Source organism: Thermohalobaculum sediminis (genome assembly GCF_023487995.1).
GTDB lineage: Bacteria > Pseudomonadota > Alphaproteobacteria > Rhodobacterales > Rhodobacteraceae > Thermohalobaculum > Thermohalobaculum sediminis.
In genome coordinates, this window is record NZ_JAMFKN010000001.1 from 215820 (window position 1) to 241221 (window position 25402).

28 protein-coding genes and 1 pseudogene are annotated in these 25402 nt (G+C 71.4%); 6 read left to right on the forward strand and 23 right to left on the reverse strand.

From position 1 onward, the window contains the following. Positions 1-81: 81 nt before the first annotated feature. Positions 82-1260 (reverse strand): RsmB/NOP family class I SAM-dependent RNA methyltransferase, encoded by a 1179-nt coding sequence (locus M1105_RS00975; protein ID WP_249578475.1) that lies wholly within the window; start codon positions 1258-1260, stop codon positions 82-84. Continuing rightward, positions 1260-2714, reverse strand: coding sequence for an IMP dehydrogenase (guaB, locus tag M1105_RS00980; RefSeq protein ID WP_249578476.1), 1455 nt, complete (start codon positions 2712-2714; stop codon positions 1260-1262). The genes M1105_RS00975 and guaB overlap by 1 nt, the downstream gene beginning before the upstream one ends. Before the next feature lie 182 nt (positions 2715-2896). On the opposite strand from guaB, the gene M1105_RS00985 reads away from it, so the two are divergent. Together M1105_RS00985 and M1105_RS00990 are read left to right on the forward strand one after the other, a co-directional pair. Next, positions 2897-3757, forward strand: coding sequence for a glycosyltransferase family 2 protein (locus M1105_RS00985; protein WP_249578477.1), 861 nt, complete (start codon positions 2897-2899; stop codon positions 3755-3757). 73 nt (positions 3758-3830) lie between these two features. Further along, entirely contained in the window at positions 3831-4994 is a 1164-nt protein-coding gene (locus M1105_RS00990) for a glycosyltransferase family 61 protein (RefSeq protein ID WP_249578478.1), read from the forward strand. 13 nt (positions 4995-5007) lie between these two features. Here the strand turns inward: M1105_RS00990 and M1105_RS00995 are convergent, their stop codons facing one another. The 4 genes from M1105_RS00995 to metF form a co-directional block, all read right to left on the reverse strand. Beyond that, positions 5008-6003: a methyltransferase domain-containing protein gene (locus M1105_RS00995; RefSeq protein ID WP_249578479.1), complete on the reverse strand. Its 996-nt coding sequence runs from the start codon at positions 6001-6003 to the stop codon at positions 5008-5010. Between the two features lie 135 nt (positions 6004-6138). Further along, on the reverse strand, positions 6139-6927 hold the full coding sequence (locus tag M1105_RS01000; RefSeq protein WP_249578480.1) for an RlmE family RNA methyltransferase: 789 nt from the start codon (positions 6925-6927) through the stop codon (positions 6139-6141). Continuing rightward, positions 6924-8066, reverse strand: a complete 1143-nt coding sequence (locus M1105_RS01005; protein WP_249578481.1) for a Ppx/GppA phosphatase family protein — start codon at positions 8064-8066, stop codon at positions 6924-6926. Before M1105_RS01005 ends, M1105_RS01000 begins: the two co-directional genes overlap by 4 nt. 92 nt (positions 8067-8158) lie before the next feature. After that, a complete protein-coding gene (gene metF, locus M1105_RS01010; protein WP_249578482.1) occupies positions 8159-9043 on the reverse strand; it encodes a methylenetetrahydrofolate reductase [NAD(P)H] in 885 nt (294 codons plus the stop codon). A 263-nt stretch (positions 9044-9306) separates the two neighbouring features. On the opposite strand from metF, the gene M1105_RS01015 reads away from it, so the two are divergent. From M1105_RS01015 to M1105_RS01025, 3 genes are read left to right on the forward strand one after another with little or no spacing between them, the layout of a single operon-like run. Beyond that, positions 9307-9612, forward strand: a complete 306-nt coding sequence (locus M1105_RS01015; RefSeq protein ID WP_249578483.1) for a virulence factor — start codon at positions 9307-9309, stop codon at positions 9610-9612. Between the two features lie 20 nt (positions 9613-9632). Continuing rightward, on the forward strand, positions 9633-10565 hold the full coding sequence (locus M1105_RS01020) for a methylenetetrahydrofolate reductase (protein WP_249578484.1): 933 nt from the start codon (positions 9633-9635) through the stop codon (positions 10563-10565). 20 nt (positions 10566-10585) lie between these two features. Then, positions 10586-11635, forward strand: a complete 1050-nt coding sequence (locus tag M1105_RS01025; RefSeq protein WP_249578485.1) for a methyltetrahydrofolate cobalamin methyltransferase — start codon at positions 10586-10588, stop codon at positions 11633-11635. A gap of 66 nt (positions 11636-11701) precedes the next feature. On the opposite strand, the gene cysE is transcribed toward M1105_RS01025, so the two are convergent. The 15 genes and pseudogenes from cysE to M1105_RS01100 form a co-directional block, all read right to left on the reverse strand. Beyond that, positions 11702-12541: a serine O-acetyltransferase gene (cysE, locus tag M1105_RS01030; protein WP_249578486.1), complete on the reverse strand. Its 840-nt coding sequence runs from the start codon at positions 12539-12541 to the stop codon at positions 11702-11704. A 120-nt stretch (positions 12542-12661) separates the two neighbouring features. Further along, positions 12662-13366 (reverse strand): DUF2793 domain-containing protein, encoded by a 705-nt coding sequence (locus M1105_RS01035; RefSeq protein ID WP_249578487.1) that lies wholly within the window; start codon positions 13364-13366, stop codon positions 12662-12664. Continuing rightward, positions 13359-17285, reverse strand: a complete 3927-nt coding sequence (locus M1105_RS01040) for a baseplate multidomain protein megatron (protein ID WP_249578488.1) — start codon at positions 17283-17285, stop codon at positions 13359-13361. Before M1105_RS01040 ends, M1105_RS01035 begins: the two co-directional genes overlap by 8 nt. Continuing rightward, complete coding sequence (locus M1105_RS01045; protein WP_249578489.1) at positions 17285-17773, reverse strand: NlpC/P60 family protein; 489 nt, start codon at positions 17771-17773, stop codon at positions 17285-17287. Before M1105_RS01045 ends, M1105_RS01040 begins: the two co-directional genes overlap by 1 nt. After that, positions 17745-18638: a DUF2163 domain-containing protein gene (locus tag M1105_RS01050; RefSeq protein WP_249578490.1), complete on the reverse strand. Its 894-nt coding sequence runs from the start codon at positions 18636-18638 to the stop codon at positions 17745-17747. Before M1105_RS01050 ends, M1105_RS01045 begins: the two co-directional genes overlap by 29 nt. Next, positions 18638-19264, reverse strand: a complete 627-nt coding sequence (locus M1105_RS01055) for a DUF2460 domain-containing protein (protein WP_249578491.1) — start codon at positions 19262-19264, stop codon at positions 18638-18640. Before M1105_RS01055 ends, M1105_RS01050 begins: the two co-directional genes overlap by 1 nt. A 12-nt stretch (positions 19265-19276) precedes the next feature. Next, complete coding sequence (locus tag M1105_RS01060) at positions 19277-19942, reverse strand: phage tail tape measure protein (protein ID WP_249578492.1); 666 nt, start codon at positions 19940-19942, stop codon at positions 19277-19279. A gap of 1 nt (position 19943) precedes the next feature. Continuing rightward, positions 19944-20153, reverse strand: a complete 210-nt coding sequence (locus tag M1105_RS01065) for a rcc01693 family protein (RefSeq protein ID WP_249578493.1) — start codon at positions 20151-20153, stop codon at positions 19944-19946. Continuing rightward, complete coding sequence (locus M1105_RS01070; RefSeq protein WP_249578494.1) at positions 20150-20476, reverse strand: gene transfer agent family protein; 327 nt, start codon at positions 20474-20476, stop codon at positions 20150-20152. The genes M1105_RS01065 and M1105_RS01070 overlap by 4 nt, the downstream gene beginning before the upstream one ends. Before the next feature lie 2 nt (positions 20477-20478). Further along, positions 20479-20892 carry a phage major tail protein, TP901-1 family gene (locus M1105_RS01075; RefSeq protein ID WP_249578495.1) on the reverse strand — a complete coding sequence of 138 codons (414 nt, stop codon included), beginning with the start codon at positions 20890-20892 and terminating at the stop codon, positions 20479-20481. Positions 20893-20928: 36 nt separating this feature from the next. Next, positions 20929-21093 (reverse strand): DUF3168 domain-containing protein, encoded by a 165-nt coding sequence (locus tag M1105_RS01080; RefSeq protein ID WP_249578496.1) that lies wholly within the window; start codon positions 21091-21093, stop codon positions 20929-20931. After that, positions 21021-21356: a tail completion protein gp17 gene (gp17, locus tag M1105_RS01085; RefSeq protein WP_249578497.1), complete on the reverse strand. Its 336-nt coding sequence runs from the start codon at positions 21354-21356 to the stop codon at positions 21021-21023. The genes M1105_RS01080 and gp17 overlap by 73 nt, the downstream gene beginning before the upstream one ends. After that, positions 21353-21691, reverse strand: a complete 339-nt coding sequence (locus M1105_RS01090) for a head-tail adaptor protein (RefSeq protein WP_249578498.1) — start codon at positions 21689-21691, stop codon at positions 21353-21355. Before M1105_RS01090 ends, gp17 begins: the two co-directional genes overlap by 4 nt. Before the next feature lie 10 nt (positions 21692-21701). Beyond that, positions 21702-22283, reverse strand: coding sequence for a head-tail connector protein (locus M1105_RS01095; RefSeq protein WP_249578499.1), 582 nt, complete (start codon positions 22281-22283; stop codon positions 21702-21704). 133 nt (positions 22284-22416) lie between these two features. Then, a pseudogene (locus tag M1105_RS01100) lies at positions 22417-23485 on the reverse strand (phage major capsid protein). On the opposite strand from M1105_RS01100, the gene M1105_RS01105 reads away from it, so the two are divergent. Continuing rightward, complete coding sequence (locus M1105_RS01105; RefSeq protein ID WP_249579050.1) at positions 23463-23600, forward strand: hypothetical protein; 138 nt, start codon at positions 23463-23465, stop codon at positions 23598-23600. The pseudogene M1105_RS01100 and the gene M1105_RS01105 sit on opposite strands and share 23 nt — an antisense overlap. A gap of 37 nt (positions 23601-23637) precedes the next feature. On the opposite strand, the gene M1105_RS01110 is transcribed toward M1105_RS01105, so the two are convergent. Together M1105_RS01110 and M1105_RS01115 are read right to left on the reverse strand one after the other, a co-directional pair. Continuing rightward, complete coding sequence (locus tag M1105_RS01110; protein ID WP_249578500.1) at positions 23638-24201, reverse strand: HK97 family phage prohead protease; 564 nt, start codon at positions 24199-24201, stop codon at positions 23638-23640. A 15-nt stretch (positions 24202-24216) separates the two neighbouring features. Next, complete coding sequence (locus tag M1105_RS01115) at positions 24217-25392, reverse strand: phage portal protein (protein WP_249578501.1); 1176 nt, start codon at positions 25390-25392, stop codon at positions 24217-24219. Positions 25393-25402 lie beyond the last annotated feature (10 nt).

Below are 25402 nucleotides of genomic sequence, written 5' to 3' on the forward strand. Positions count from 1 at the left end.
CCTCGGACGCGCTGGGAAGCGTTGCGCCCCCGAGAGTTGTCGCGCGAAAGCGCTTAATCAATCGTTATCGCGCGCGGCAGCTCAGGCGCGTCGCAGGATGGCGGCGAAGAACCCGTCACCCGCATCTTCGCCGGGCAGGAGCGCGAGCGGCGCGCCCTCGAGGGTGAAACGCTTGTCGCGCGCAAGGAAGGCCGCAACGCGCGCGGCGTTCTCCTCCACAAGGATCGAGCACGTGGCATAGACCAGCCGCCCGCCCGGGCGCACGGCCCGCGCGGCGTCGTCGAGCACCTGGTCCTGCGTCGCAATGAGCGCATCGAGACGCTGCGGCGTCAGGCGCCATTTCGCATCGGGATTGCGCCGCCACGCGCCGCTGCCCGAGCACGGCGCGTCGACGAAGACGAGATCGCAGGCACCGGCGACGGAGCCGGTGGCTCCGGGCGGGAGACACTCGACTGCCAGCCCTGCCCGCTCGGCGCGCGGCCTGAGCGCGCCCAGACGCGCGGCCGATATGTCATGGGCCACGAGCCGCCCGCGCCCCGCCATCGCGGCACCGAGCGCCAGCGTCTTGCCGCCCCCGCCGGCGCAGAAGTCCAGCACCGTCTCGCCCGGCTGCGGCGGCGAGATCGCCGCCACCGCCTGGCTCGCGGCGTCCTGGATCTCGACGAGGCCATCGAGATAGGCGCGGCTCCGCGCGACCCGGCGCGCCCCTTCGGTCACGCGCAGGCAGTCCGGGGCCAGCGGGCCGGGAACCGCGGCGATGCCCTCGGCCGCGAGCGCCGCAACCGCCGCCGGCGGATCGGCCTTGAGCCGGTTCACGCGCAGATCGAGCGGCGCGCGGTGACGCAACGCCTCGAGCGCGGCGCGCGGCACGGCTTCGAGATGCGGCATCAGCCAGTCGGGGAGGTCGAGGCGCACGGCCTCGGGCGCGGCGGCGAGATCGCGCGGCGCCTCGCAGGACGCCAGCGGCGCGGGTGCATGGCCCTCGCCGGTGAAGCGCGGCGCCGGGTCTCTGCCGTCGAGGCGCAGCGAGCCGATCAGCGCGGAACGCCCCGACGGCGTATCCGCCCCCGCGACCCAAGCGGTCGAGCGCAGCCGGCGCAGCGCGTCGTAGACAAGATCCGCGACCGCCTGCCGGTCACCCGACCCCGCGTACCGGCTCGCCCTGCCCCATGCCGCCAGCAGCCGATCGGCGCCGTCCCCGCCCGCCAGCCAGTCGTCGAGGATGGCGATCGCGGCGGCGACGCGGGCTCCGGGCGTCATCAGGAGTTGCGGTAGTTCGGACTCTCGCGCGTGATCATCACGTCGTGGACATGGCTCTCGCGCAGGCCCGCATTGGTGATCCGCACGAAACGGCACTTGCCGCGCATCGCCTCGATGCTGCGATGACCGGTATAGCCCATCGCGGCGCGCAGGCCGCCGACCAGCTGGTGCAGCACATTGCCGGCCGCGCCCTTGTAGGGTACCTGACCCTCGACGCCCTCGGGCACCAGCTTCTCGCTCGCCACTTCCTTCTGGAAGTAGCGGTCGGCCGAGCCGCGCGCCATCGCGCCCACCGAGCCCATGCCGCGATAGGACTTGTAGCTGCGGCCCTGATAGAGGAACACCTCGCCCGGCGCCTCGTCGGTGCCGGCGAGCATCGAGCCGATCATGGCGCAATGCGCGCCCGCGGCGATCGCCTTGGCGAGATCGCCCGAGAACTTGATCCCGCCATCCGCGATCACCGGCTGGCCTGTGCGCGCGGCCTCGCCCGCGCAGTCCATCACCGCCGTCATCTGCGGCACGCCCACGCCCGCGACGATGCGGGTGGTGCAGATCGAGCCCGGGCCGATGCCCACCTTCACGGCGTCGGCGCCCGCGCCGATCAGGGCGCGCGTGGCCTCGGCGGTCGCGACGTTGCCGGCGACAACCTGCACCGCGTTCGACCGCGCCTTGATGCGCTCGACTGCCCGCGCGACGGCGCCGGAATGGCCATGCGCCGTGTCGATCACGATGAGATCGACGCCCGCGTCGATCAGCGCCATCGAGCGCTCGAAGCCCGTATCGCCCACGGTCGAGGCGGCGGCGACGCGGAGCCGCCCCATCGCGTCCTTGCAGGCCATCGGGTTGAGCACGGCCTTCTGGATGTCCTTGACGGTCAGGAGCCCCGTGCATTCGCCGCGCTCGTTGACCACGAGGAGCTTCTCGATCCGGCGGGCCTGCAGCATCCGCTTGGCCTCGTCGAGATCGACCGGCTCGCGCACCACCGCGAGATCCTCGGCCGTCATCAGCGCCGAGACCGGGGTGCGCATGTCCTCGGCAAAGCGCATGTCGCGGTTGGTCAGGATGCCCGCGAGCCGCCCCTCGCCGTCAACGACAGGGAAGCCGGTGATCGAATACTGCTTTTGCAGCGCCTGCGCATCCGCCAGCGTCTGGTCGGGGCGCAGCGCGATCGGGTTGTAGACGATGCCGGACTCGAAGCGCTTGACCTGACGCACGGCAGTCGCCTGCGCCTCGATGTCGAGATTGCGATGGATCACGCCCATGCCGCCCGCTTGCGCCATCGCGATCGCCATCGGCGCCTCGGTCACCGTGTCCATCGCGGATGACAGGAGCGGAATGTTGAGCTCGATCTCGGCGGTGACGCGGGTGCGCGTATCGGCATCCGCCGGCATGACCTCGGACGCACCGGGGACCAAGAGCACATCGTCAAAGGTGAGTGCCTCACGAATCTCCATCCGGGTTCTCCTTGGGGGATGTCGGTGTTGGCGGCTCCCTATCTCACGTTGGCGACGGATTGGGAAGATGTTTCGTCCCGCGGCGCGCGCGACCCTGGCTCGGCGGCCTGCGACAACCCTCGATGTGGCACCGTGGCGCAATCCGCGCTAGAAGCCGCTCAACATGAGGGGGCAGACGGTCCATGGCGCGGGTGGCGATCGGCGTTCCGGTCCTGAATGGCGGCGACATGCTGGCGGAGGCGCTGGAGTCGCTGCGCGCGCAGACGTTCACGGACTTCACCGTGCTGATCTCGGACAACGGCTCGACCGACCGGACGCCCGAGATCGCCGCCGGGTTCGCGGCGCGCAACCCGCGCTTCGTGCATCTGCGCCAGCCGCAGACGCTGCCGGTGGTGCAGAACTTCCGCCTGCTGGTCGACCAGGCCGAGGCGCCCCTGTTCATGTGGCGCGCGCATGACGACACCTCGGCCCCCGAATTCCTCGAGACACTGGTCCGCCTGTTCGATGCCGAGCCGGGGATCCGTCTCGCCGTCTGCAGCGTCGAGAGCCGCACCGCGAGCGGCGCTCAGTGCCAGCTCTGGCCGTATCGCAGCCGCAGCGCGGGGCTCGCAGGCACGCTCCGCGAGCTTTTCACCTGCCATCCGAGCTGGGTCTACGGTCTTTGGGACCGGGGCTGCCTGATCGAGCGGCTCGACGCGGTCGCGCGCGGCTTCCCGCATGTCTGGGCCTGGGACCATGCCGTGCTGTTCCCGCTGATCCTCGACCACGCCATCCGCGGCAGCGCGGAGACGGTCTTCCACCAGACCATCCGTCCGCGCGCGCCCAGCCGGGCGGCGCGCCAGCGCGTCTCCAGCGCGGCGGAACTGACTGGCCTGCGGCGCGATTTCGCAAGATTCTGCGCCGCCGAGATCGCGGCGCGCGAGTGGAGCGTCGTCGACCGGGCGCTGCTGGCGCTTGCCATGCCATTCTATGTTGACCGGCGGGCCTATCCGCTCCGCAAGCTCATGCGCAGAAGGCTGGCCGAAGCCTTCGGAGGCCGATAGCGCCCCGCCGGCAGGGCCCGGGCACTGCCTAGATGCAGCTCGGTCACCGGCGAAGGGAAGGGGAGGCGAGACGATGCCGCGCGCGAAATCACGCCTCAGAGGGGTGCTCAATGCGCGTTTCCTGCGGTGGTGGCTGCTGTGCCGGCTGATCGCGGTCATTCCGCCACTGGGCAGGGGCCTGGGCATGTTCCCGAAGGGCATCGGGATGCTGGAGGCCGCGGACCGGGTGCTGATCGACGAGGTGCGCTCCGTGCCGGCGGCGGAAATCGAGGCCGAGCGCGAATTCCTTGCGGCCTGCCTGGCGAACGACGCGACGGCCGATGACCTCACGCTGCCCGGCGGCGTGCGAGCCGGCGCGCGGATGGAGTTCTACGAGCGGCCCTGGGTCGATGTCGCGACAGGGCTGGTGCTTTTGCCCGAGCTTGGGCGCACGGTCCTGCTGCGCGGCAGCTATGCCAACTGGAACGCGACCAGCGCGCGGATCGGGCGGCCGCGCATCCGCATCGACGGGCGGGTGACCGTGCCAATTCCGACGGACAACTATTTCCACCAGATCGTCGAGAACGGCATCCGGCTTCTCGACATGCTCGACAGGCCGGAACTGGGAGGCGAGCCGATCACCCTCGTCCATCGCAGGCCGCGATCGCGCGTCGAGCGTGCGCTGCTCGAGGGGCTCGCGGCGGCCGACGCACGTCTCACGCTGCGCGAGATGCCCGACGGGAGCCTGGCGCTTCCCGACAGCGCGGTGATCTACTTCCCCGGCAACAACCACTGGGAATGGCCCGAACTGCCGCCCGCGGCCGTGGCCCGGCTCGGGGCGCTGTTCGAAGCGCAATATGGGCCGCCCGAGCGCGCGAGCGGGCCGCGCCTGTTCCTCTCGCGGGGTGGCGCGAAGCTGAGGCGCCTGCGCAACGAGGCGGCCGTCGCCGAGATGCTGGCGCGGAACGGCTTCGAGACTCTGGTCGCCACCGATGCCAATCATGCCGCGCAGATCGCGATGTTTCGCGCCGCGCGCGTCATCGTGTCGGTGCATGGCGCGGGGCTCGCGAACCTGCTGTTCACCGCCCCGGAGGCGCGGGTGATCGAGATCTTCCCGGCGAACAAGTTGAAAAGCCCCTATTGGTGGATCTGCCGCCAGCGCAGCCTTCACCACGTCCCGGTGATTGGCGGCGCGGGCGACCGCGACGAGGCCTTCGAGGTCGATCCGGCATTGATCGAGGCGGCGCTATCCGGCTGATCCGGTCGCGGGCTCAGGCGCCACGAGCGCGCCGGACCCGCGCCATCGCCGGCGGGACGATCGGGTCGGCCGATAGCGGGCGCGGCCGCTCGAACAGCCCGACCAGCCCCTCGACCCACGCGCCGGCGTCGCGGCGCAAGGGCGCCGGCTTCAGCGCGAGGATGGACAGCCCGGCCGATGCGGCGAGCGCGCGCAGGTACCCCTCGGAATGGGCATAGCGGAGCGTCGGGCGGAGGCGCCAGCCGGGAGGCGATGCCGTATCGGCGCCGGTCTCGACGCTCAGCGCAAAGATCCCACGCAGCCCCAGCCTGCGCGCTGTCGACGCGAACAGGGCATCGAGCGCGCCGAGATAGGGCGCCATGTCGCCCGCGACGATGAGGTCGAATGGCTCGGACCCCGCGTCGAGGAAGCGCACCGCCTCGCCCTCGCTCAGCGCATCGAAAACCCCCTTCGCCCGCGCCTGTGCGAGCATTCCCGGCGCGAGATCGACGCCTTCCAGCCAGCCAGCCCGGAGGCGCAGGGCCTCGCCCGTCAGTCCCGTGCCGCAGCCAAGATCGAGCACCCGCGGCAGCGCACGGCCGGGTGCCACCTCGTCGAGCAGCGCCCGGATGGTTCCCGGTGTCGCATAGCCCAGCCGCTCGACCAGGGCGCGGTCGAAGCCGGGCGCGTAGTCGTCGAAGAGCGCGCGCACCCAGCCCTCGGGCGGCAGGTCGGGCACCGGTGCGAGGCCCGCGCGGGCCAGCCGAAGCTCGACGCCAACGCGGTCCGCGGGGTCGGCCGCGAGCGCGCGGCGCCAGGCGTCGAGGGCGGCCTTGCTGTCACCACGCTCGCTCTCGACATCGCCGAGGGCGACCCATGCCGGCGCCCAGGCGGGGACGAGGGCCGCGGTTTGCAGGAACAGGTCGGCGGCTGCCGAGAGGTCGCCGGCGGAGCGGAACATCTCGCCATACGAATAGCGGCGGTCCGCGACGGGATCGCCCGAGGTCTTGAGGTCGAGATTGCCGATCATGAAGATGCCAAGCGCGCCACCGCGATGGCCGCGGCGGCGCTCAGATGCGCTCCGCCGGGGGCGGCGTCAAGGGCCCCGTTCGGGCCCCTGTGCGAGATCCTCGTGCGCCAAGGGACAGGCACCGCCGCCCGCCGCTCAGAGCGGCGACCACTCCTCCGAGTCGGACTCGTCCCCGCCCGGATCCGCCTCATCGCGAGCGCCGGGCACAGCCTTAGATTCGCCCCGGAAGCCCGTGGCGACCACGAACATCTCGGACGAATCCTTCCGGCTCGAGGGCGGCTTGAAGTGCTGCACCTGCTCGAAGCGCTGCTTGAGGAGCGCGAGGAGCTGGTTCTCGGTCCCGCCCTGCAGGACCTTGGCCACGAAGGCGCCGCCGGGTGCCAGCACGTCGAAGGCGAAATGCGCCGCCGCCTCGGCAAGGGCCATGATCTTGAGATGGTCGGTGCGCTTGTGCCCGGAGGCCGCCGCCGCCATGTCCGAGAGCACCGCGTCCGCTGGGCCATCAAGCTGGGCGCGCACGGCCTGATCGGCGCCTTCCAAAAGGAAATCGAGCTGCATGATCTCGGCCCCGGCGATCGGCTCGACCGCCTGGAGGTCGATACCGAGCACGAAGCCCCGCGGCTTGCCGCTGCGCGCGCCGTCGGCGTTGGTCCGCGCGACAGCGACCTGGCACCATCCGCCCGGCGCGCAGCCAAGGTCCACGACCCGCGCGCCCGGATGCAGGATATGGAAGCGATCGTCGATCTCGATCAGCTTGTAGGCCGCCCGGCCGCGATAGCCCTCCTTCTTCGCACGAAGGACATAGGGATCGTTGAGCTGCCTCTGCAGCCACAGGGTCGAACTGAGCCGCCTGCCCTTCGCCGTCTTGACGCGCGTCTTCAGCGTGCGCTCGCCGCGCCCCGATTTTCCCTTGCCGTCCGTCATTCCGCGAACCCGCGCATGCGCTCGCGCAGCAGGCCGTAGAGCATGCCTTCGCGCAACCCGCGGTCGGCCACCCGCAGCCTCGCGTCGGGCCAGAGATCGAGGACCGTCATCAGGATCGCCGCGCCCGAGATCACGAGATCGGCTCTGCTGAGCCCGATTCCGGGATGGCGCGCGCGCCCCTGCGGCCCCATGGCGATAAGGCGCTCGGTCAGCGCCGCGGCACGCTCGCCCGGCAGCCACATGCCATCGACGCGCGCGCGGTCGTAGCTCCTCAGCCCCAGATGCAGCGCTCCATAGGTGGTGGCCGTGCCCGAGACGCCGATGATCTGCAGGCGCCCCGGCCGGGCGCCGCCCGGCGGCGACGCGACGGGGCGAAAGGGGGCAAGGCGCTCGCGGAAATGCGCCGACATGGCGCCGAACCGCTCGGCATCGCCGTCGATGTGCCCGAAGCGGTCCTGCAATGTCGAGACGCCCATGGGCACCGAGATCCAGTCAGTAACATGCGCGGCCGCGGCCCGCGCGGTGTCGCACTCGGCGCCGGGCCCGAGGGGCGCCAGCGCGCGGATCAGCGCTTGCCGCCGCGACGGCGGCGTGTGTGACATGTCCACCCAGATCAGCTCGGTCGAGCCGCCACCGATGTCGAATACCAGGAGTTGCTCGGCCTCGGGGTCGATCAGGGGGGCGCACCCCGCCACGGCAAGGCGTGCCTCGTCCTCGGCCGAGATGATGGCCATGGGCAGCCCCGTCTCACGCACGACGCGGCGCACGAAGGCGCGCCCATTCGTCGCCCGGCGGCAGGCCTCGGTCGCGACGACGCGCGAGGCGGCGACCCGGTGCTGCCGGATCTTTGCCGCGCAGATCCTGAGCGCCTTGATCGCGCGGTCCTGCGCCTCGGGCGAGAGTGCGTTTGAGTGCTCGACCCCCTCGCCAAGCCGGACCGGCCGGCTGAAGGCGTCGATCACCTCGAAGCCGTCGTCGCGCGGGGCGGCGACCAGCAGGCGGCAGTTGTTGGTGCCGAGATCGAGCGCGGCGATCGGGCGGGTTCGCTCGGCGCCGCGGCGGGCGAGGCGGGGTTGCGCGTCGCCCCGCCCATCAGGCGGGGCGGCATCGCCCTCTGCGCTGGTCTCACCCCTGTCCACCGTCCGCCTTCCGCCGCAAGTCCGGGCTCATGCCTCAAGCTCTATGACCAGAGGATGACCGCAGCAAGGGGCAGCGTGAAAAACCTGAACGTTCAGCCGCAGCTTGCCGCCATCCGCATCGGATGCGGCTCGACGCCCAGGGCCCGGCAGACGCGCCAGGGAAGCTCGGGCTTGTTCAGGGTGTAGAGATGCAGATGCGGCACGCCGTTCGCCAGCAAATCGTCGCACTGCTCGGCGGCGATGGCGACGGACAGAAGGTCATGCGCCTCGTCCGTCTCGGCATGGCCATAGGCGCGGTGCATCCACTCCGGCACATGGGCGCCGCAGCGCGCGGCGAAGCCTGCGGTCTTCTCGAAATCGTCGATCGGCAGAATGCCGGGCAGGATCGGCGCCGAAATGCCGGCCGCGACGCAGGCGTCGCGGAAGCGGTAGAAGGTCTCGTTCTCGAAGAAGAACTGGGTGATCGCGCCGGCAGCGCCCGCGTCGATCTTGCGCTTGAGGTGCTCGATGTCCGCGCGCGTATCCGCCGCCTCGGGATGCTTCTCGGGATAGGCGCCCACCCAGATCTCGAACTGCCCCGTCCCGGCCAGCGCCTCGACCAGTTCGACGGAACCCGCGAAGCCCCTCGGATGCGGCTGGAAGCTGCCCGCACCCGCCGGGGGGTCGCCCCGCAGCGCCACGATCCGGCGGCAGCCCAGCTTGGCATAGCCCCGCGCAACCTTGAGCACCTCGTCCCGGCTCGCGCCGACACAAGTCAGGTGCCCCGCCACCTCGAGACGCGCGCGCTCGCGGATCGCAAGGATTGCGGCCAGGGTTCGGTCGCGCGTGGTGCCGCCGGCCCCGTAGGTCACCGACACGAACGCGGGCGCGAGCGGCGCGAGGCGCTCGACCGACTCCCAAAGCTGCACCGCAGCCCGCGGGGTTTTCGGCGGAAAGAACTCGAAGCTGATTCGAGGGCTCGGGTTCGACGTTGCCATGGTCCTGCGTGCCTGCGGGTCTCCCGGTGTCGACCTGACCCGATGCAAGGCTGCAACAGGACGGCCGCGTCTCCCGGATTGCGGAATTTCTCTGGCAAGGTATTGCGCGGGATGCGACATCTCAAGATGTATTTCCGACAAGGGGTGGTCATGCCTCGGGTGACGTCGCAGAAACGACGCATCACGTCGAAATCGATCCCTCCCGCGAGGGGCCATCCGCGTATCAGGTGCGGGAGAAACCCGCTCGGACCCTGGGGTGAGAAATGCCGCTGCTCACGATCGTCTACTGGCGCGACATCCCCGCGCAGGTCATCGTCGGGCAAGGGCGCAAGGCCGCGAAGCGCCCGTTGCCCGAGCGGTTCGAGCAGGCGATTGACCGCTGCGCGATGAAGGTGGGCGCACGCGACACCGACGCCTATCTCGCCGAGTGGCGCCGTGGCGAGCCCGTCGAGACGCCGGGCGAGCCGGACGAGATCGCCTCGGCCGAGGCCGAGCGGATCGAGCGGGACTACGATGCGACCCGCCTCAAGCAGCTGATCGCGCAGGACGGCTGGGCCGCACCGCGCTGACCGTGAAGGAGAACGGCCCGATGGCGACGATTCTGAATTTCTTCGGGCGCAAGCAGCCCGCGGACGTAACGCCCCGCGGCGGGCTGCGCGAGATGCTCGACGGCTTCTCGATCGAGGTCATGCCCCGCACCGCCGAGAAGATCGAGGACTTCCGCGCGATCCTGCCGGCGGGGACACGCGTCTACATCGCCCATATCGATGGCACGCCCATCGAGGACATGGTGGCCACCGCGAAGCGCATCGCCGCCGAGGGCTTCCCGGTCATGCCGCACTTCCCGGCTCGGATCATCGCCGACGCGTCGATGCTGGCCGACTGGATCGCGCGCTATCAGGGCGAGGCAGGGGTCGACCAGGCCCTGCTGCTCGCCGGCGGCGTCGATCGGCCGCGGGGCGCGTTCCACTGCTCGATGCAGCTGATGGAGACGGGCCTCTTCGACAAGGCGGGCTTCAGACGCCTCCACGTCGCCGGCCACCCCGAGGGCAACCGCGACATCGATCCCGACGGCTCGGACCGCATGGTCATGGAGGCGCTGCGCTGGAAGCAGGCCTTCTCTGAGCGCACCGACGCCGAGATGGCCATCGCGACGCAGTTCTGCTTCGAGGCGGCGCCGGTCATCGAATGGGCCAACCGGCTTCGGGCCGAAGGAGTCGCTCTGCCCGTCCACATCGGCGTCGCGGGCCCGGCCAAGCTGCAGACGATGATCAAGTTCGCGATGACCTGCGGCGTCGGCCCGTCGATCCGCGTGCTCCAGCGCCGGGCGGCGGATCTCACGAAGCTGGTCCTGCCGTTCACGCCCGAGGAGTTCCTGTCCGAGCTTGCGGCCCATCGGGCGGCCCATCCCGACTTCGCCATCACCAATGTCCACTTCTTCCCGCTCGGCGGGATCAAGGCGACGACCGACTGGACCTCCGGGTTCGGCGCCACTCCTGCCGCCCGCGCGGCCACTGCCTGAGCTTGGGAGAGCTTTGAAGAATGACCCGCACTGTCGTTGAATCAAAGACGAAAACCGTCGTCATCGGCTTCGACGAGCCGTTCTGCGTGATCGGCGAGCGCATCAACCCGACCGGGCGCAAGAAGCTCGCGGCCGAACTCGAGGCCGGTGACTTCTCGACGGTCGAGAAGGACGCACTCGAGCAGGTCGCGGCCGGCGCGGCGGTGCTCGATGTCAATGCGGGCGTCGTCTACAACTCGAACCCCAACCCGAACGAGACCGAGCCGCCCCTCATGCGGCAGATGATCGAGCTCGTGCAGGGCCTCGTCGACGTGCCGCTCTGCATCGACAGCTCGGTCCCCGGCGCGCTCATGGCCGGGCTCGAGGCCTGCAAGGGGCGCCCCCTGCTCAACTCCGTCACGGGCGAGGAGGAGCGGCTCGAGCTCGTGCTCCCTCTGGTCAAGAAATACAACGTCCCCGTCGTCGCGATCTCGAACGACGACACCGGCATCTCCGAGGACCCCGACGTCCGCTTCGAGGTGGCGAAGAAGATCGTGCACCGCGCCGCCGACTTCGGCATCCCGGCCCATGACATCGTGGTCGACCCGCTGGTGATGCCGATCGGCGCGATGGCCACGGCCGGTCAGCAGGTCTTCGCGCTCGTCCGCCGCCTTCGCGACGAGCTCGGCGTCAACACCACCTGCGGCGCGTCGAACATCTCGTTCGGCCTGCCGAACCGGCACGGCATCAACAACGCCTTCCTGCCGATGGCGATCACCGCGGGCATGACCTCGGCGATCATGAACCCGGTGCAGGCGGCGGTGTCGCGCAAGAAGCTCGACGAGAAGATCGCCGAGCTCGCCGCCCTCGGCATCGTCATCCCCGAAGGCATCGAGCCTGAGGCGCTGGCGCAGGCGCTGGGGATGGGCTCGACCAAGGCCGTGTCCTCGAAGGAGATGGAGGCGATCCGCGCCGCCAACTTCCTGATGAACACCGACCCCAACGGCGCCGAGTGGATCCGCACCAACCGCGCCCCGACTGCCGCCGGCGAAGGCGGCGCGCGCGAGGGTCGCCGCCGCCGCCGGGCCTGACGCCTGCAACCGACGAAAAAGCCCCGCAGCACAATGGCTGCGGGGCTTTTCTTTATGTCGAGACGATCAGCAGTCGGGCAGGATATCCTCGGGAACCTCGTTCACGATCTGGTTCATGAGATGCGAGGGCCGGTCGCACCCGGCCTCGCCCACGATCTTCGCCGGCACGCCCGCAACCGTCTTGCAGGGCGGGATGTCGCGCAACACGACCGAGCCCGCCGCGATCCGCGAGCAGCTTCCGACCCGGATGTTCCCCAGCACCTTCGCGCCCGCGCCGATCAGGACGCCGTCGCCGATCTTGGGATGACGGTCGCCGCCCTCCTTCCCGGTGCCGCCCAGCGTCACGCTGTGCAGCATCGAGACATCGTCGCCCACCACCGCCGTCTCGCCGATCACGATCGAATGGGCGTGGTCGATCATGATCCCCTGTCCGACCCTGGCGCCGGGATGGATGTCGACGCCAAAGATCTCCGAGGTCCTCATCTGGACGTAGAGCGCCAGGTCCTGCCGCCCATGCGTCCAGAGGTAGTGCCCCAGCCGGTACGACTGCACGGCCAGGAATCCCTTGAAGTAGAGCAAGGGCTGCAACATCCGGTGGCAGGCGGGGTCGCGCTCGAAGACCGCGACGATATCCGCCCGCGCCGCGCGCCCGATGGCCGGGTCGTCCGAATGGGCCCGATCGGCCAGTTCCCTCAAAATCAGCGCAGGCATCTCGGGCGCCGCGAGCTTCTCGGCCACGCGATAGCTCAGCGCCGACTCGAAGCTCGAGTGGTGCAGCACGGCCGAATGCGCGACGCCGCCCATTAGCGGCTCCTGCTCGGCAAGGCGTGCGGCTTCCTGTCGGATCCTGTCCCAGACGGGATCGCAGGAGCCTAGTGCGGGCGTGATGGAAACACCGGCGGTCATCCAAGCCTCCTAAGCCTTGCGAGCGTCGCGCGAGCCTACAGCATCCGGCCCAGCCGCGCACCCCGCTCCCGCCTCCCAGATAGGCGCAGGCGCGGCACAAGGCAACGCCCGCCGGACATATCACCCTGGCGGCGTCAACTCGACCAGATGCACCGCAAGCCGTACGCGCCCGCCCGTGAAGCTGCCGCCCTCGGCGGTCAGCACAAGCGGCGTCGCGCTGAAATACGCCAGCGGCGCGCCAGTCACGCCGTGGACGAAGGATCCGGCGGATGTCCCGATCCCGCTGCCGTAGCGGTCGGGCCCACCTTCCGCGCCCAGCGACCAGCTCGCCGCCCCGCCGATGCCGTCGAGCACCCTCCCCGTCACCCCGTAGACCACCGCCTTGTCGGGAATGACCGGCACCGTGACCGAGCTCGCGCCCGGCGCCACGTCGTGGTCGATCTCGACGATCCGCGCCCTCGTCGAGGCGCCTCCCGCCGACAGGGCAACGACGTCGCGCCGCCACGCCACGCCATCGTGGACCAGCCAGCCCCGCGTCGCCGCGTCGAAGGCGCGGTAGCCTGCCCAGGGCGCGTGAAACTCCCACCCGCCGTTGACGTGGAACGCGATCCGTCCCTGCTGCCCGGCCCAGTCGCCACTCGCTTCCTCGGCGACCACGAATCGGTCACCCTCGATCGCGCCCGCCGGCGGGGCGTTCAGCGCCGCCGACAGCACCTGCCGCGACGCCAGCGCATCAAGCCGCAGCAACGCCTCGTTCACCGTCACGTGCTTTTGCGCCTGCGCGGCCTCCAAGAGGCCCAGTCCCATCATCTGCGTCTCAGTCATCGCTCGTGATCACCCTCTCTGGTCCCGGCCCGAAGACGGGCGAGATCTGGGCGACCGCCATCTCGATCGCGCTCACCCGCCCGTCGGCAACCTGCATTCCGGTCGTGTAGTCGAATTCCGGCGCCGCGAGCGTGACCTCGCGCAGCAGCGCACCGCCCTGAGAAATGCGCAGCCGGTAGCGCTCCGCCTCCTCGGCTAGCGGCACCTCCGCAAGCCCCCACGCGTCGCCGCCGACGCGCGTGCGCCGGGTCCACCGGACCGCCAGCCCGCCCGGCCCCTGCCGCGCGCGCAGCCGCGCGGGCGCATAGGGCCGCAGTCCGATGCCCTCCGCGACACCCTCGATCGCAACGAAGGCCGGGTGCGAGAAGCCCAGCCGCGCCGGCCCCACGCGATAGCTGCGCACGACGCCGACCTCGTCGACCGCGAGAGGCAGCTCGAACAGCGCCTCGTCGATCAGCACGATCCGCCGCCCCGCGGGCACCTCGGCGCCCGAAAGCGCCTCGGTCCCGCGCTGGCCACGCAGGAAGCCGCCGAGCCGGTAGCGCCCGGGCGCCTCGAGCACGGCATCCCGCGCCTGGATCAGCTCCCACTGCCCCGGCGCCGCCTCCAGCGCCATCAGGTTCGCGCCGTTGAGCACGCGCTCGGGCGGCTCGGACGAAAGCGCGTCGTCGGGCAGCGCAACCGCCACGCTCGCACGCTGCCAGCGCCCGGGCCGGCCTGGCGGCAGCGGCTCCAGCGTCAAGCCCATGCGCGCCGGGCGCGTGATCCTGCCGATCAGCTCGTGGCTCTCGCCATCGCGCGAGACATGGACGGCCATGTCGCCGGCCCATGGTTCGGCCGCGACGGCAAGAAAGGGCCGGTGGTCGCGCGCGCTCCCGTCGGCCAGCGGCAGGTTCAGGAACACCGCCTCGACCGGGCCAGGCGGGCGCACCAGCGGCGGCTCGGCCGCATTTCCGGCCGCGCGACCGAGCAGGTAGAGCCCGGGGTCGATCCTGCCTGCCTCGACCTCCAGCGTCGCGCCGCGTGTCAGCCGCTCGATCCGCCAGGCGCGGCCGCCGCCTTCCCCGCCGATGGTCACGACGTCACCCGGCTCGACCGCGAGCGCCGAGGGCGGCAGGCGAAAGCTTGCCCGCACGCGCGTGCCCTCGCCCTCCGCCAGCCACCGCTCGGCCGTCGCCTGAGCCGTCGCGCCCGGCAGGCTTATGGCCAGCGAGGTCTCCGCCACGGCCGCGTCACCTGCGCCGGGCCGGCGCGTTTCGGCCACTGCGTGGCGATAGTCGCTCTCGGCCTCGTAATGGAAGAAGCGCACGATGTCGGGCTCCTCTCCACCGCTTGCGCGCACGACCTCGAGGGCGCGACCGGCCTCGGCGCCCTCGACCAGCGCCTCGGCGTCGAGCGGGTGGTCCATGCGGCCGCTCCGCATCCGAAAGCGCAGCACGCCACCGCTCTCGAAGGCATCGAAGCCATAGACCGTCATCAGCGGCTGCAGGGCCTCGCGCACGCTCGAGGGGCGCTCGATCACGAAGCCATGGACGACACCGAACAGCCCCGCGACATCGGCCTGCGCAATCCCTCCCGCGGCGCAGATCTCGGCCACCACGTCAGCCAGCCCGCCCGACAGCACCCGCCCGCTCAGCCAGTGCCCGACCCGGTGCGCGGGGCCGTCCGCCCAGATGCTCTCGCGCACCGGGAAATCCGGCCAGGGCCGCGCGTCCCATGTCCATACGAACACGCCATCCGCCGGGATCATCGGCCCGCCATAGACGGCCGAAACCGGGTTCGACCCGGCCTCCGCCCAATACCCCAGCTTGGCCTGCAGGAAGCGGCGCTGCATCTCGTCGTCGCGCACGCCGCGCGAACCGAAGGGCAGCGCGCTTTCCGAACTCCGCCCGTCGAGGAACAGGTTCGGGGCGTTGGCACCCAGATCCACCGCCGGGCATCCCGTCTCGGTCAGCCAGACCGGCTTCGACTGCGGAACCCACGCGGTCGGCGTCGCCTCCCGCACGCCGCCGATGCGGTTGTGATGCGGATTCAGCCACCAGCCCCGGATGTCCTTGGCCCGAAAGACCCAATCCTCGCCGTGGGCTCCGTCCACGATGGGGCTGCGTATCTGCGCGGCGCGATCCTCGTCGCTCGCATAGAACCAGTCGTAGTTCTCGCCGCCCTCGACATTCCCCTTCCGATAACCCAGCGAGTAGATCGACGGCGACAGCGCCGCATCGCGATGCCCCGCCTCGTGGCGCCAGTCGCTCAGCGAGGTGTAGTCGTCGATCCCCACGAAATCGATGTTCGCATCCGCCCACAGCGGATCGAGGTGGAAGATCACGTCGCCCGAGCCGTCTCCCGGCCGATGCCCCGAATACTCGCTCCAGTCGGCGGCATACGAGATCCTCGCCCCGGGCAGGATCAGGCGCACCTCGGCGGCGAGGGCCCGCAACTGCTCGACCGCCGGATAGTCGGTGCGGGATGTGCGGATCTGCGTGAGCCCCCGCAGTTCGCTCCCGATACAGATGGCATCGACCCCGCCCGCGGCCTTCGCCAGGGTCGCCAGATGCAGCACGAAGCGCCGCCAGCCCCACTCATCCGGTCCCGAATATGCAACCCCGTCGCCTGCAACCGCGAAATCCGCGGCCCGCGCCGTGCCGAAAAAGGCCGCAACCTCCGCAGCCGCGGCCGGGGTCTGGTCGGTCGAGCCCTCGATCCCCGGCGCGCGCTCCAGCGTGATGCGCCCCCGCCAGGGAAAGGAGGACTGCTCGGCCGCGCCATAGGGGTCGGGAAGCGCATTGCCCGGCGGCACGTCCATCAGCAGGAACGGATAAAGCATGACCCGCTTCCCGCGCGCCGTCATCTCGCGGATGCCGCGGACGACCGCCGCATCCGAGGGCGCGCCGCCGAAATTTGGCCTGCCCTGCTCGTCGCGGCTGACCAGCGGCGCCGTTCCCGTGGTGAGCCCCGCCACCCACCATTCACGGGGCGCCGAGCGCCTCCCGCGCTCCTCGACCCGTGGCTCGACCCGGCACCGCGCCGCCCGCAGGTCGGTCCCAAACCACGAGACGACCAGCGAGACCGCCTCGCAGTCCGGCAACTCGGCCTCGAGCTGATCGAGCGCGACGGCCAGATCCGCCCGCCCCTCGGCGTTGTTGACATTGGCAAAACGCGCCGTCCCGTTCGGCAGCAGATACCGCGCCGGCTCGGGGTCGAGCGAGAACTCCCCGGTTCCCGGCGCCATCGCGACCCCGCGGATCAGCGCGCTCAGCGGCGCGCTCGCCTCGGCCGAGCCCGCCGCCGCCGCCGCCATCGGGTTCGAGCGGAAAACCTCGAAGCTCAGCTGCGGAATGCGGTTTCCGAACTCCCCCACAGGAAAGTCCTCGAAGACCACATAGGCCAGATCGCGATACGCCGGTGCGTTCTCGGCGCCCTCGACCGCCTCGATCTTCGGGTCGGGCAGCTGATCGGCCGAGCCGCGATGGATCCGCATCTCGAACCGCGCGGGGTCCATCGGCTGGCCGTCGGCCCAGATCCTCCCGATCCGGTCGATCGGCCCCTCGACCAGCCCGACGGCAAAGCTGATCGAGTAGGAGAACTCCCGCACCCGCTGCCCGCCGGTCGCCTTGCCGCCCGCGGTCGTCGTGCGAACCCGTTCGAGGTAGCGCGTCGACCAGATGATCTGCCCCGCAACCCGCATCCGCCCGAAGATCACCGGGATCGGCGCCCCCTCGGTCGAGCCCTGAATGCGCAGGGCCCGCGCACGCCCGACCTCGACGGCCCGGCTCCCCTGCCCCAGGATGCGCTGGTCGATCAGGCTTCCCGCCACCGCGCCCACGGCATTGCCCAGCGTCGCCGCGCCGACGCCCAGCACGCTGCCCCCGATCGCGCCGCCGATGGCCGAGCCGGCCGCGGACAAAAGAACCGTCGCCATCAGGATCTCCTCGTTTCGGCCGCGGCCGGAAAACGGAACGCCGCAACCACGCGCCGCGCCCAGGCGGGGCCCAGCCCCGTCTCGCAGACCGTGTGCCCCGAATAGGCATGGACGATGCGTGCCGCCGGGCCGAATTGCCCGGTCAGGATCGCGACATGCTTCGCCGGCCCCGCGGGGTGCATCCGCATGACCAGCACGTCGCCCGCTTCCGCCTCGGCCAGCGGCACGGGGCTCAGATGCCGCGCAGCCGCCTCCAGCAGGCGCTCGCGCCCGCTCGCCTCGGACCAGTCGGGCGTGTAGGGCGGCGGCGCCTCGGGCTCGGCGCCCATCACCTCGCGCCAGACCCCGCGCAACAGGCCCAGGCAGTCGGCGCCCGCGCCCCGCACGCTGGCCTGATGGCGATAGGGGGTGCCGATCCAGCCGCGCGCGGCCTGCACCACCGCGGCGCGCAGCCGCGCGTCAGCTCCGGAACAGCGAGCCGCCGTCATGCGAGCCTCCCTCCTGCGGATAGCCGGCTGCCCAGTCGTCCCCCGGCATGTGCGGAAAGCCACGGAAATTGAGCGCGTTGTCGAACTTCGCTCGGCAGACGCCAAAGGTCTTGTCGCAGCCCGCCTCGATCACGAAGGCATCGCCCGAGGCAATCGGGACCGGGGCCGTCAGCCACAGCTCGATCTCGGTCACGGCGCCCACCTTGCGGTGCCGCCGCACCGTCGCGCTGCCCCCTGCGTTGGCGCCCGCGCTCCAGGTCAGGGTGCCGCCATCGAACCAACCCGGCTCGAAGGCCTCGATGCCGACGGCCAGGAAGATCGCCCGCTCCGGCATGCCGACCACCAGCCCCGTGCCGTGATAGCGTGGATCGCTCAGGTCGATCCCGCAGCGCGCCTCGCCAAGCCGCAGGTGGCAGGTGCGGACATAGACCCGCCCGATCGGCTTGTTTAGCTGCTCGGAGAGGCCAACCACCTCGGCCTCGAAGCTCGCGCCGCTCCGGCGGATCTCGCCGATCCGTCCGCGGCTTAGCACGATGCGGTCCTCGGGCGCCTGCCAGTCCACGACCCAGGCCGTCACCCCGGCGCCGTCATAGAGCCCCCGCTCGATGTCCGTCTCGGTGATCGCCTCGGACCGCAGCGCCCCCGAAACGGTCTGCGTGTCAACGCGCAGGCCCGTCGTGGTCTCGAGCGCGCCCGCCTCCAGCCCCGAGGCCGCCTCGCAACGGACGCCCTCGATGGTCACGTCGGCATCGTGATCGGTGAAGCCCAGCAGCACGCCGTCGCGCCGCTCGACAATCCAGCAGCGGCACAGCGTCGTGACCCCCGAGGCGAGCTTCGCCGCCAGTCCCTCCGGTATCGCGCGCATCAGACCCTCAGCTCCACCACCGGGACCGACGGGATCTCGCCGGCCTCGAAGGCGGCGAGGTTCACCTCGATCACATCCGTGTCGAACCGCACCGGCACGTCGAACTCGAAGCCCGCGGTGATCGTGGCGCCGGGTGCGACGGGGGCGTCGAACACCAACTCGCCCGTGGCCGCGTCCAGCGTGAATCCGTCCACCGCCTCGACGCCGCCCACCGCCACGCGGACACTGCCCGCGACCGGCTTGCGGATCGCGCGCTTGAAGGCGTGCGGGCCCGGCTCGTAGGTCTTGACCAGCTGGAAGACCTGCGCCTGCCCGTCACCCTTGCCGATCACCTGGTCGCTCACCGCCGGGACCTCGCCCGGCGCGCAGGACTTGTGATCGAGCCAGTCCTTCCAGCGGAAGCCATGCAGCATCCCGCGCCTCGCCTCGAAGAAGGCCAGCACCTCGTCCAGATCTGTCAGGCTCCGCACCCCCAGCCCCGCGTCATAGCGCCGGCGCGAGGCGCCCCAGGGGGTGTTGCGCTCCTCGTGGCCGTTGACCAGCCGGACGATCTCGGTCCGCCGCTCGATTCCGCCCGATGATCCGAACGAGATCGAGGCCGGAAAGCGCACCTCGTGAAATGCCATGCCGGGCCCTCCTCACATCTGCCGCTCGCCACGCGCCACCGCGCGGGCAAGCTGGGCCGAGACCTGCGCGCGCGAGCGCCGAAAGCCTTCGACATCCGGCGTCTGGATGTTGACCGTGATCTGCGGGGCGCCCCGCGCGCCAGCCGCCGCGACCCCCAGCCGCCCGTCGGCCCCGCGCGACAGCGGCAGGATCGCCTCGGGCCCCGCCTCGCCCATCAAGCCGGTCGCTCCCCGCATCGGGAACAGCGTGGGGCCATCGACGACGCCCCCCTGCGCGAAGGCCCGCACCCGGCCCGCGCTGAATGCTCCGCCCTGCGCGAACCCGAACAGCGAGCCGATCCCGCCAGACAGCGACCCGATCGCCCCGGCGATGCCCGAGCTCACCGCCCCCTGCACCGGCCGCAGCGCGGCATCGAGCGTCGAGCCGATGATGTCCGACGCCAGCCCCCGCATCACGTCGCCCAGCTTCGCGCCGCCAAAGACCGCCTTGTCGAAGGCCTCCCTCAGCCCCGACCCCAGCGAGCGCGACAGCCTGCGCGTCTCGGCATCCATCGCCCGCAGCTCGGCCGTCGCCGCCCCCAGCTCCGCGGCAAAGCCGCCCGAGAGCCCCCTCGCCTCCCGCAGCCCGCGCGAGAACTCGCCGAAGGCCGGCAGGTCGGCCTCGTTGAAAGTCGCCATCTCAACCCTCCGTCACGTCGGGAAATCGCGCCATCAGCTCCAGCACGGCACTGCGCGAAGGCGCGGCGGGGCGGCGCACCAGCCCCGCCCCCTGCAGCGCCGCGGCGAATTCGACCGGCGTCATCGACCAGAACACCTCCGGCGCCAGCCGCAGGGCGCCCAGCCCCGCCGCCATTATCGCGGGCCACGCGATGCGGGCGGGCGCACTCACGCCCCGCCCTCAGCCCCGGCCCCGAAGCTGCGCGCCATCAGCGCCACGCCCGCCCGCAGCGCGCCCAGCGCACCGCCGCCGATCTCGGCGCGGGCAAGGGCCTCCTCGTCAACCGCCTCTCCCGCGCCGCGCAGCCCGGCCGCGAGCAGCGCGATCAGATCGACCGCCGCCACTTGCCCGCTCTCGAACCGCTCGGCCAGCGCGACCAGGCTGCCGGCCTTCAGCCGCTCCTCCAGCTCGGCCAGCGCGCCCAGCGTCAGCCGCATCCGCCGCTCGACGCCATCGACCACCAGCCCCACCTCGCCACGCGCCGGGTTGACCATGCTCACAGCTCCGCGAACACGACCTGCCCGGCCGAGGCGAGCGAAACCTCGAAGGCCGCCTCGCCGTCGTGACTGCCGGAATATTCGAGGCTCGTGACCTGGAACGCCCCGGTAACGGTGCCGAAATCGGGGATCACCAGCTGGAAGGCCGGCGCGCGACCCTCGAAGAACACCCGCAGCAAGGCCGCGTCCGACGCCTCGTCCCGGAAGATGCCCGAGCCCGAGACCGCGGCCGTCCGCAGCCCCGCCCCCGCCAGCAGCTCGCGCCACTGCCCCGGCGCCTCGGCGGTGGTCACGTCGACCGTGTCCTGGTTGAAGCTCAGCCGCGTGGCCCTCAGCCCCGCGACCGTGACGAAGGCGCCGCTGCCCCCCTCGTCGAGCTTGATGAGAAGATCCCGTCCCTTCTGGGCCGCCATGTCCGTTCTCCGCGTTGTATGGTGAAAAGGGGCCGGTCAGGCCGTGTCCTCGACCAGCACCCGAAAGCGCAGGTCGATGCGCCGCAGCGTGTCGCGCTCCTCGCGCTTGGTGCGGGCGCTGACAAAGCTCACCAGCACCGCCCGCCCGCGCTCGAGCGCCAGCGGCGCACCCAGCAGCGCGTCGCTGACCGCCCCCGCCACCGCCTTGGCTTCGCCAAAGCTGCGCCGGGGGGCGCGACGACCGAGACGCCGACCAGGTGGCCCGCCCCCGCGCGCTCGGCGCTCGACCAGTCCGACGCCTGATCGTCGCCGAGGATCAGGTAGATGCCCTCCTCGGCGCCGGGCGTGCGCTCCTGCGGCGCGCCGTCATGGATGCGCCCGCCGGTGGCGGCGGCCACCGCCGGGTCGGCCGCCAACCGCTCGTAGACCGCCTTCTGCAGCGGCCAGGCAAGGGCATAGGTCATGACGCACCTCCCTCCTCGACCCAGACGCGCAGGTAGGCGCCCTCGGGGTCGGCCTCGGCCACGCCGCGGATCGCAAAGACCCGGCTGCCAAGGCGAAACCGCTGATCCGCGGCGGGCCGGCGGGGCGAGCCCGGCGGCGCCGCGCGGACCGTCAGCTCATGCGTGACGCGCGAGACCGGCCGCTCGCCCGCCACCACCTCGCGCGCGGCGACCGGGCGCAGCGCGGCCCAGTGGCTGCCCAGCCCTACCCATTCCTCGACGATGCCGCCGCCGCCATCCGGCGTACGGGCAAGCTGCTCCAGCACCAGCTTGCGGGTCAGTCGCGGGATACCCATCGCCGCCCCCTCACAGCCGCACCGCGCGGTGGCGGTCGAGGATCGCCGCCGCCTCCGCCGGCATCCCGCCCGCCGCCCGGCCATGGCCGCCGCGGAACTCGTAGAAATGCGCGGCCATCAGCATCACCGCCTGCGCCAGATCCCCCGGCACCCCGTCCCAGCCGGATGCATGGCCCGCGGCGAAGCTCAGCTCGGCCCAATAGCCGGTCGGGATCGGGCTCAGCGCCGCACCGCCCGCGCCCGTGAGCCGCTGCCGCGTGGTGCCAGGCTCGAGCTCCCAGGACGTCGGCGGAACCTCGATGACCGCGGCGCCCGAGACCAGCGCCAGCCGCGCGATCCCCGCGACCGGCCCCACCGGCAGGACCAGGTGCCCGTCGCGGTCCCAGCGTGAGACCTTCAGCTCGAAGCCGCGCGCGATCAGTGCCTGCCCGATCTGCCGCTCGACCGCCGCCGCGGCGTTGCGCAGGCAGGTGGCGAGGATCGCATCCTCCGACCCGTCGTCGAGAAAGCCGTTCGCCAGGCGCAGATGCGCGCCGAACTCGGCCAGGGGCCACGCGATCGGGGAATTGCCGTCCGCCTCTCTCAGAATCACCGTCTTGCCTCCGCAGCGATGCCAGAACCGGTGCCGCCGGGGACCTGCCCCCGGCGGCGTCTCACGCGCCCACGAAGCGCACGCAGGGCGGGTTTCATCCCGCCGCCGCGTCTCGCGCCCGGCGCGCGCGGGATCAGGCGATCCCGAACTTCAGGGTCTTGATGGCCGCGAAGTCGGTGACATCGCCCCCCACGCGCCGGGTGGCGAAGAAGCTCACATGCGGCTTCGCCGAGAACGGGTCGCGCAGGATGCGGATGTCGGGCCGCTCGGCGATGGTGTAGCCGTGGCCGAAATCGCCGAAGGCGATGGCGAAACTGTCGGCGGCGATGTCGGGCATCTCCTCGACGATCGTCACCGGATAGCCCATCAGCCGCGCCGGATGCTCGACCGACAGCCCCTCGACCCACATGAAGCGGCCCTGGCTGTCCTTCATCTTGCGCACCTCGCCCGCGGTCTTCAAGTTCATCACGAAGGCCGCATTGGCGCGGTAATCCGCCCCCAGCGCATAGACGAGGTCGACCAGCGCGTCCGCCGGGTCGTTCGGGTCGAACCCGCCCGAGGTGCCGGTGGCGACATAGCCGATGCTGCCCCAGGCCCAGCCGTCATTGTCGATCATCGGCTTCGTGAGAAACCCCTCCGGCTTGTTCACCCCGTCGCCGCTGACGAAGGCAGCCGACTCGGCGCGCTTGAAGCGGTCGGCGATGCGCTCGGCCAGCCACGCCTCGACGTCGAAGGCCGCGTCCTCAAGGATCCGCTGCGACGCCCGCGGGCTCGCCGACAGCTCGTGCAGCGGGATCGAGATGCGCTCGAACACTGGCCCCGCGGTCTCGCCCACCGCCGTGACCTCGTCGATCCAGCCCGCCCCCAGCTCGGCGTGGTCCACCAGCACGTCGTAGGCACCCGCCTCGACCTGCACGACGCGGGCGATGGCGCGCAGCGAGCCGCCCGAGCGCAGCACGCTCTCGACCTGCGCCGCCGTGCGCGGATCGACCAGATAGCCGCCCTCGGCGGCCACCGCCGTGTTCATCCCCTTGGTGCCGAGGTCCAGCGCCCTCAGCGCCCCCCTCGTCGCCCTGCCGCACATAGGCGGCAAGGGCCTTCTGATGCGGCATCCCCTCGGCTGCGCGGGCCTCCAGCACGGGGCGGCGGGTCTCGTGCGACTTGACGCCCAGGGCGTCGATGCGGTTCGTCATCTCGGTCATGCGCTTGCTCAGATCATCCTTGAAGGTGTTGAAGCCCTTGAGAAACTCGGCAGCCGCCGCCTTCGCCTCGGCGGGTGCCGAGGACGTCTCGTCGATGGTCTCGCTCATCGTCTGATCCAGTCCTTGGAGGGAAGAAGAACCCCGACCGGGGCTCAGGAGGGTTGGCCCGCCCCGTCGGTAAGGGCTGCCGCAAGTGCCTGCACGAAGCCGGGGGACGCACTACCCCCCAGACTCGCGCGGGCCGTGGGAAGCATCGGAAACGTCACCAGCGACACCTCCCACAAATCGATCTCGATCAGGTTGCGCCCGCCCGTGTGGCGGTGCGGCTCGGCCTTCACGACGCGATAGCCGATCGACAGCCCGTCGATCGCCCCCGCCCGCATCAGTGCCAGCGCCTCGACGCCCTGCGCCACCTCGGGCAGGATGCGCCCACGCACCCAGAGGCCCCGGCTGTCCTCGCGCAATTCATGCCAGACGCCGATCACCCGCTCCGGATCGTGCTGCCACAGGAACCTTACCGTCCGCCCCGCCGCCGCGCGCCGCTCCAGCGAGCGCGCAAACGCCCCCGGCATCATCCGGTCGCCGCCCTGATCGACCTCACCGAAGACCGAGGCATAACCCGTGACCTCCCCCGCCTCGGCCCCGGCCGTCAGGTCGGTGAGGGACAGGAATTTCCGCTCGGGCGGGCGCGTCGCCCCCCGCATCGCCGCTCTCATCGCGATCCTCCGCTGTCAGGCGCCGTCGCGGGGCGCGAAGCCCAGCGCCGCGCGCTTCTCGTCGTCCGTCAGAAAGGGGGCGGCCGCGATCCGCCGCCAAAGCGCCTCGCGCTCGGCTGCAAGCGCCGGGATGGCGTCGAGATCGGGCTCCAGCATCAGCCGCGCACCGGCATTGTCGCCCAGCCACACCGCCAGCGCGCAGGCCACCTTCTTCGCCAGCGGCAGCACCGTCTGGCGATAGAAGGCGCGATTGGCCTCCTGGAAGTTCGCGTAGGTGTTGTCCCCCGGCAGTCCCAGCAGCATGGGCGGCACCCCGAAGGCAAGCGCGATGTCCCGCGCCGCGGCGTGCTTGGTCTCCAGGAACTCCATGTCCTGCGGCGAATACCCCATCGGCCGCCAGTCGAGCCCGCCCTCCAGCAGCAGGGGCCGCCCGGCATTGCGCGCGCCTTGATGGTTGTCCTCCAGCTCGCGGACCAGCCGCTGATACTGCTCGTCGGACATCTGCGCCCCATCCTTGCCGCCAAAGACGATGGCGCCCGACGGCCGCGCTGCGTTGTCGAGCAGCGCCCTCGACCACCGGCTCGCCGCGTTGTGCACGTCGATCGAGGCCGCGGCCGGCTCCAGTGGGCTCATCCCGTAGTGGTCGTCCAGCGGATGGAAGGCCCTGACATGCAGGATCGGCTTCCAGGCGCCCGAATTGTCGAAGCGGTGCTTCGCGCGGCCCACGCTGTAGTCATAGGCCGCGGGCCAGCCGTCGGGCCCCGGCACTACCGCCATCCGGTCGGGCCGCAGGCAATGCAGCTCGCGCGGATGGCCGTCCTCGCCCGGCTCGGCCGCCTCGACATAGGCATTGCCCGCCAGTTGCAGGTAGCCGTAGACGCATTCCAGAAAGCTGCGCCCGTCCTGCGCCGGGTTGGGGCGCGCCAGCAGGCCCAGCACCGGGTGCTCGACCATCCGCGCGCCGCCCTCGGCCAGCACCAGCGGCAGCGCCGCCGCGGCCTCGGCGACCATCCGCACGGCGCGGAAGGCGATCACGTTGCCCTCGAAGCCGTTGCGGGTCAGCGAGACCATGTCCCGCGGACTCCAGACCGCGCGGCCCGGCCCGTGGAACGCCATCATCGGCCCGGCCGCGGCCGACGCCTTCTCCTCGCGCGCCCGGCCAGCGGACGCACGGAACAGTCTCCATCCCATGTCTTGGTAT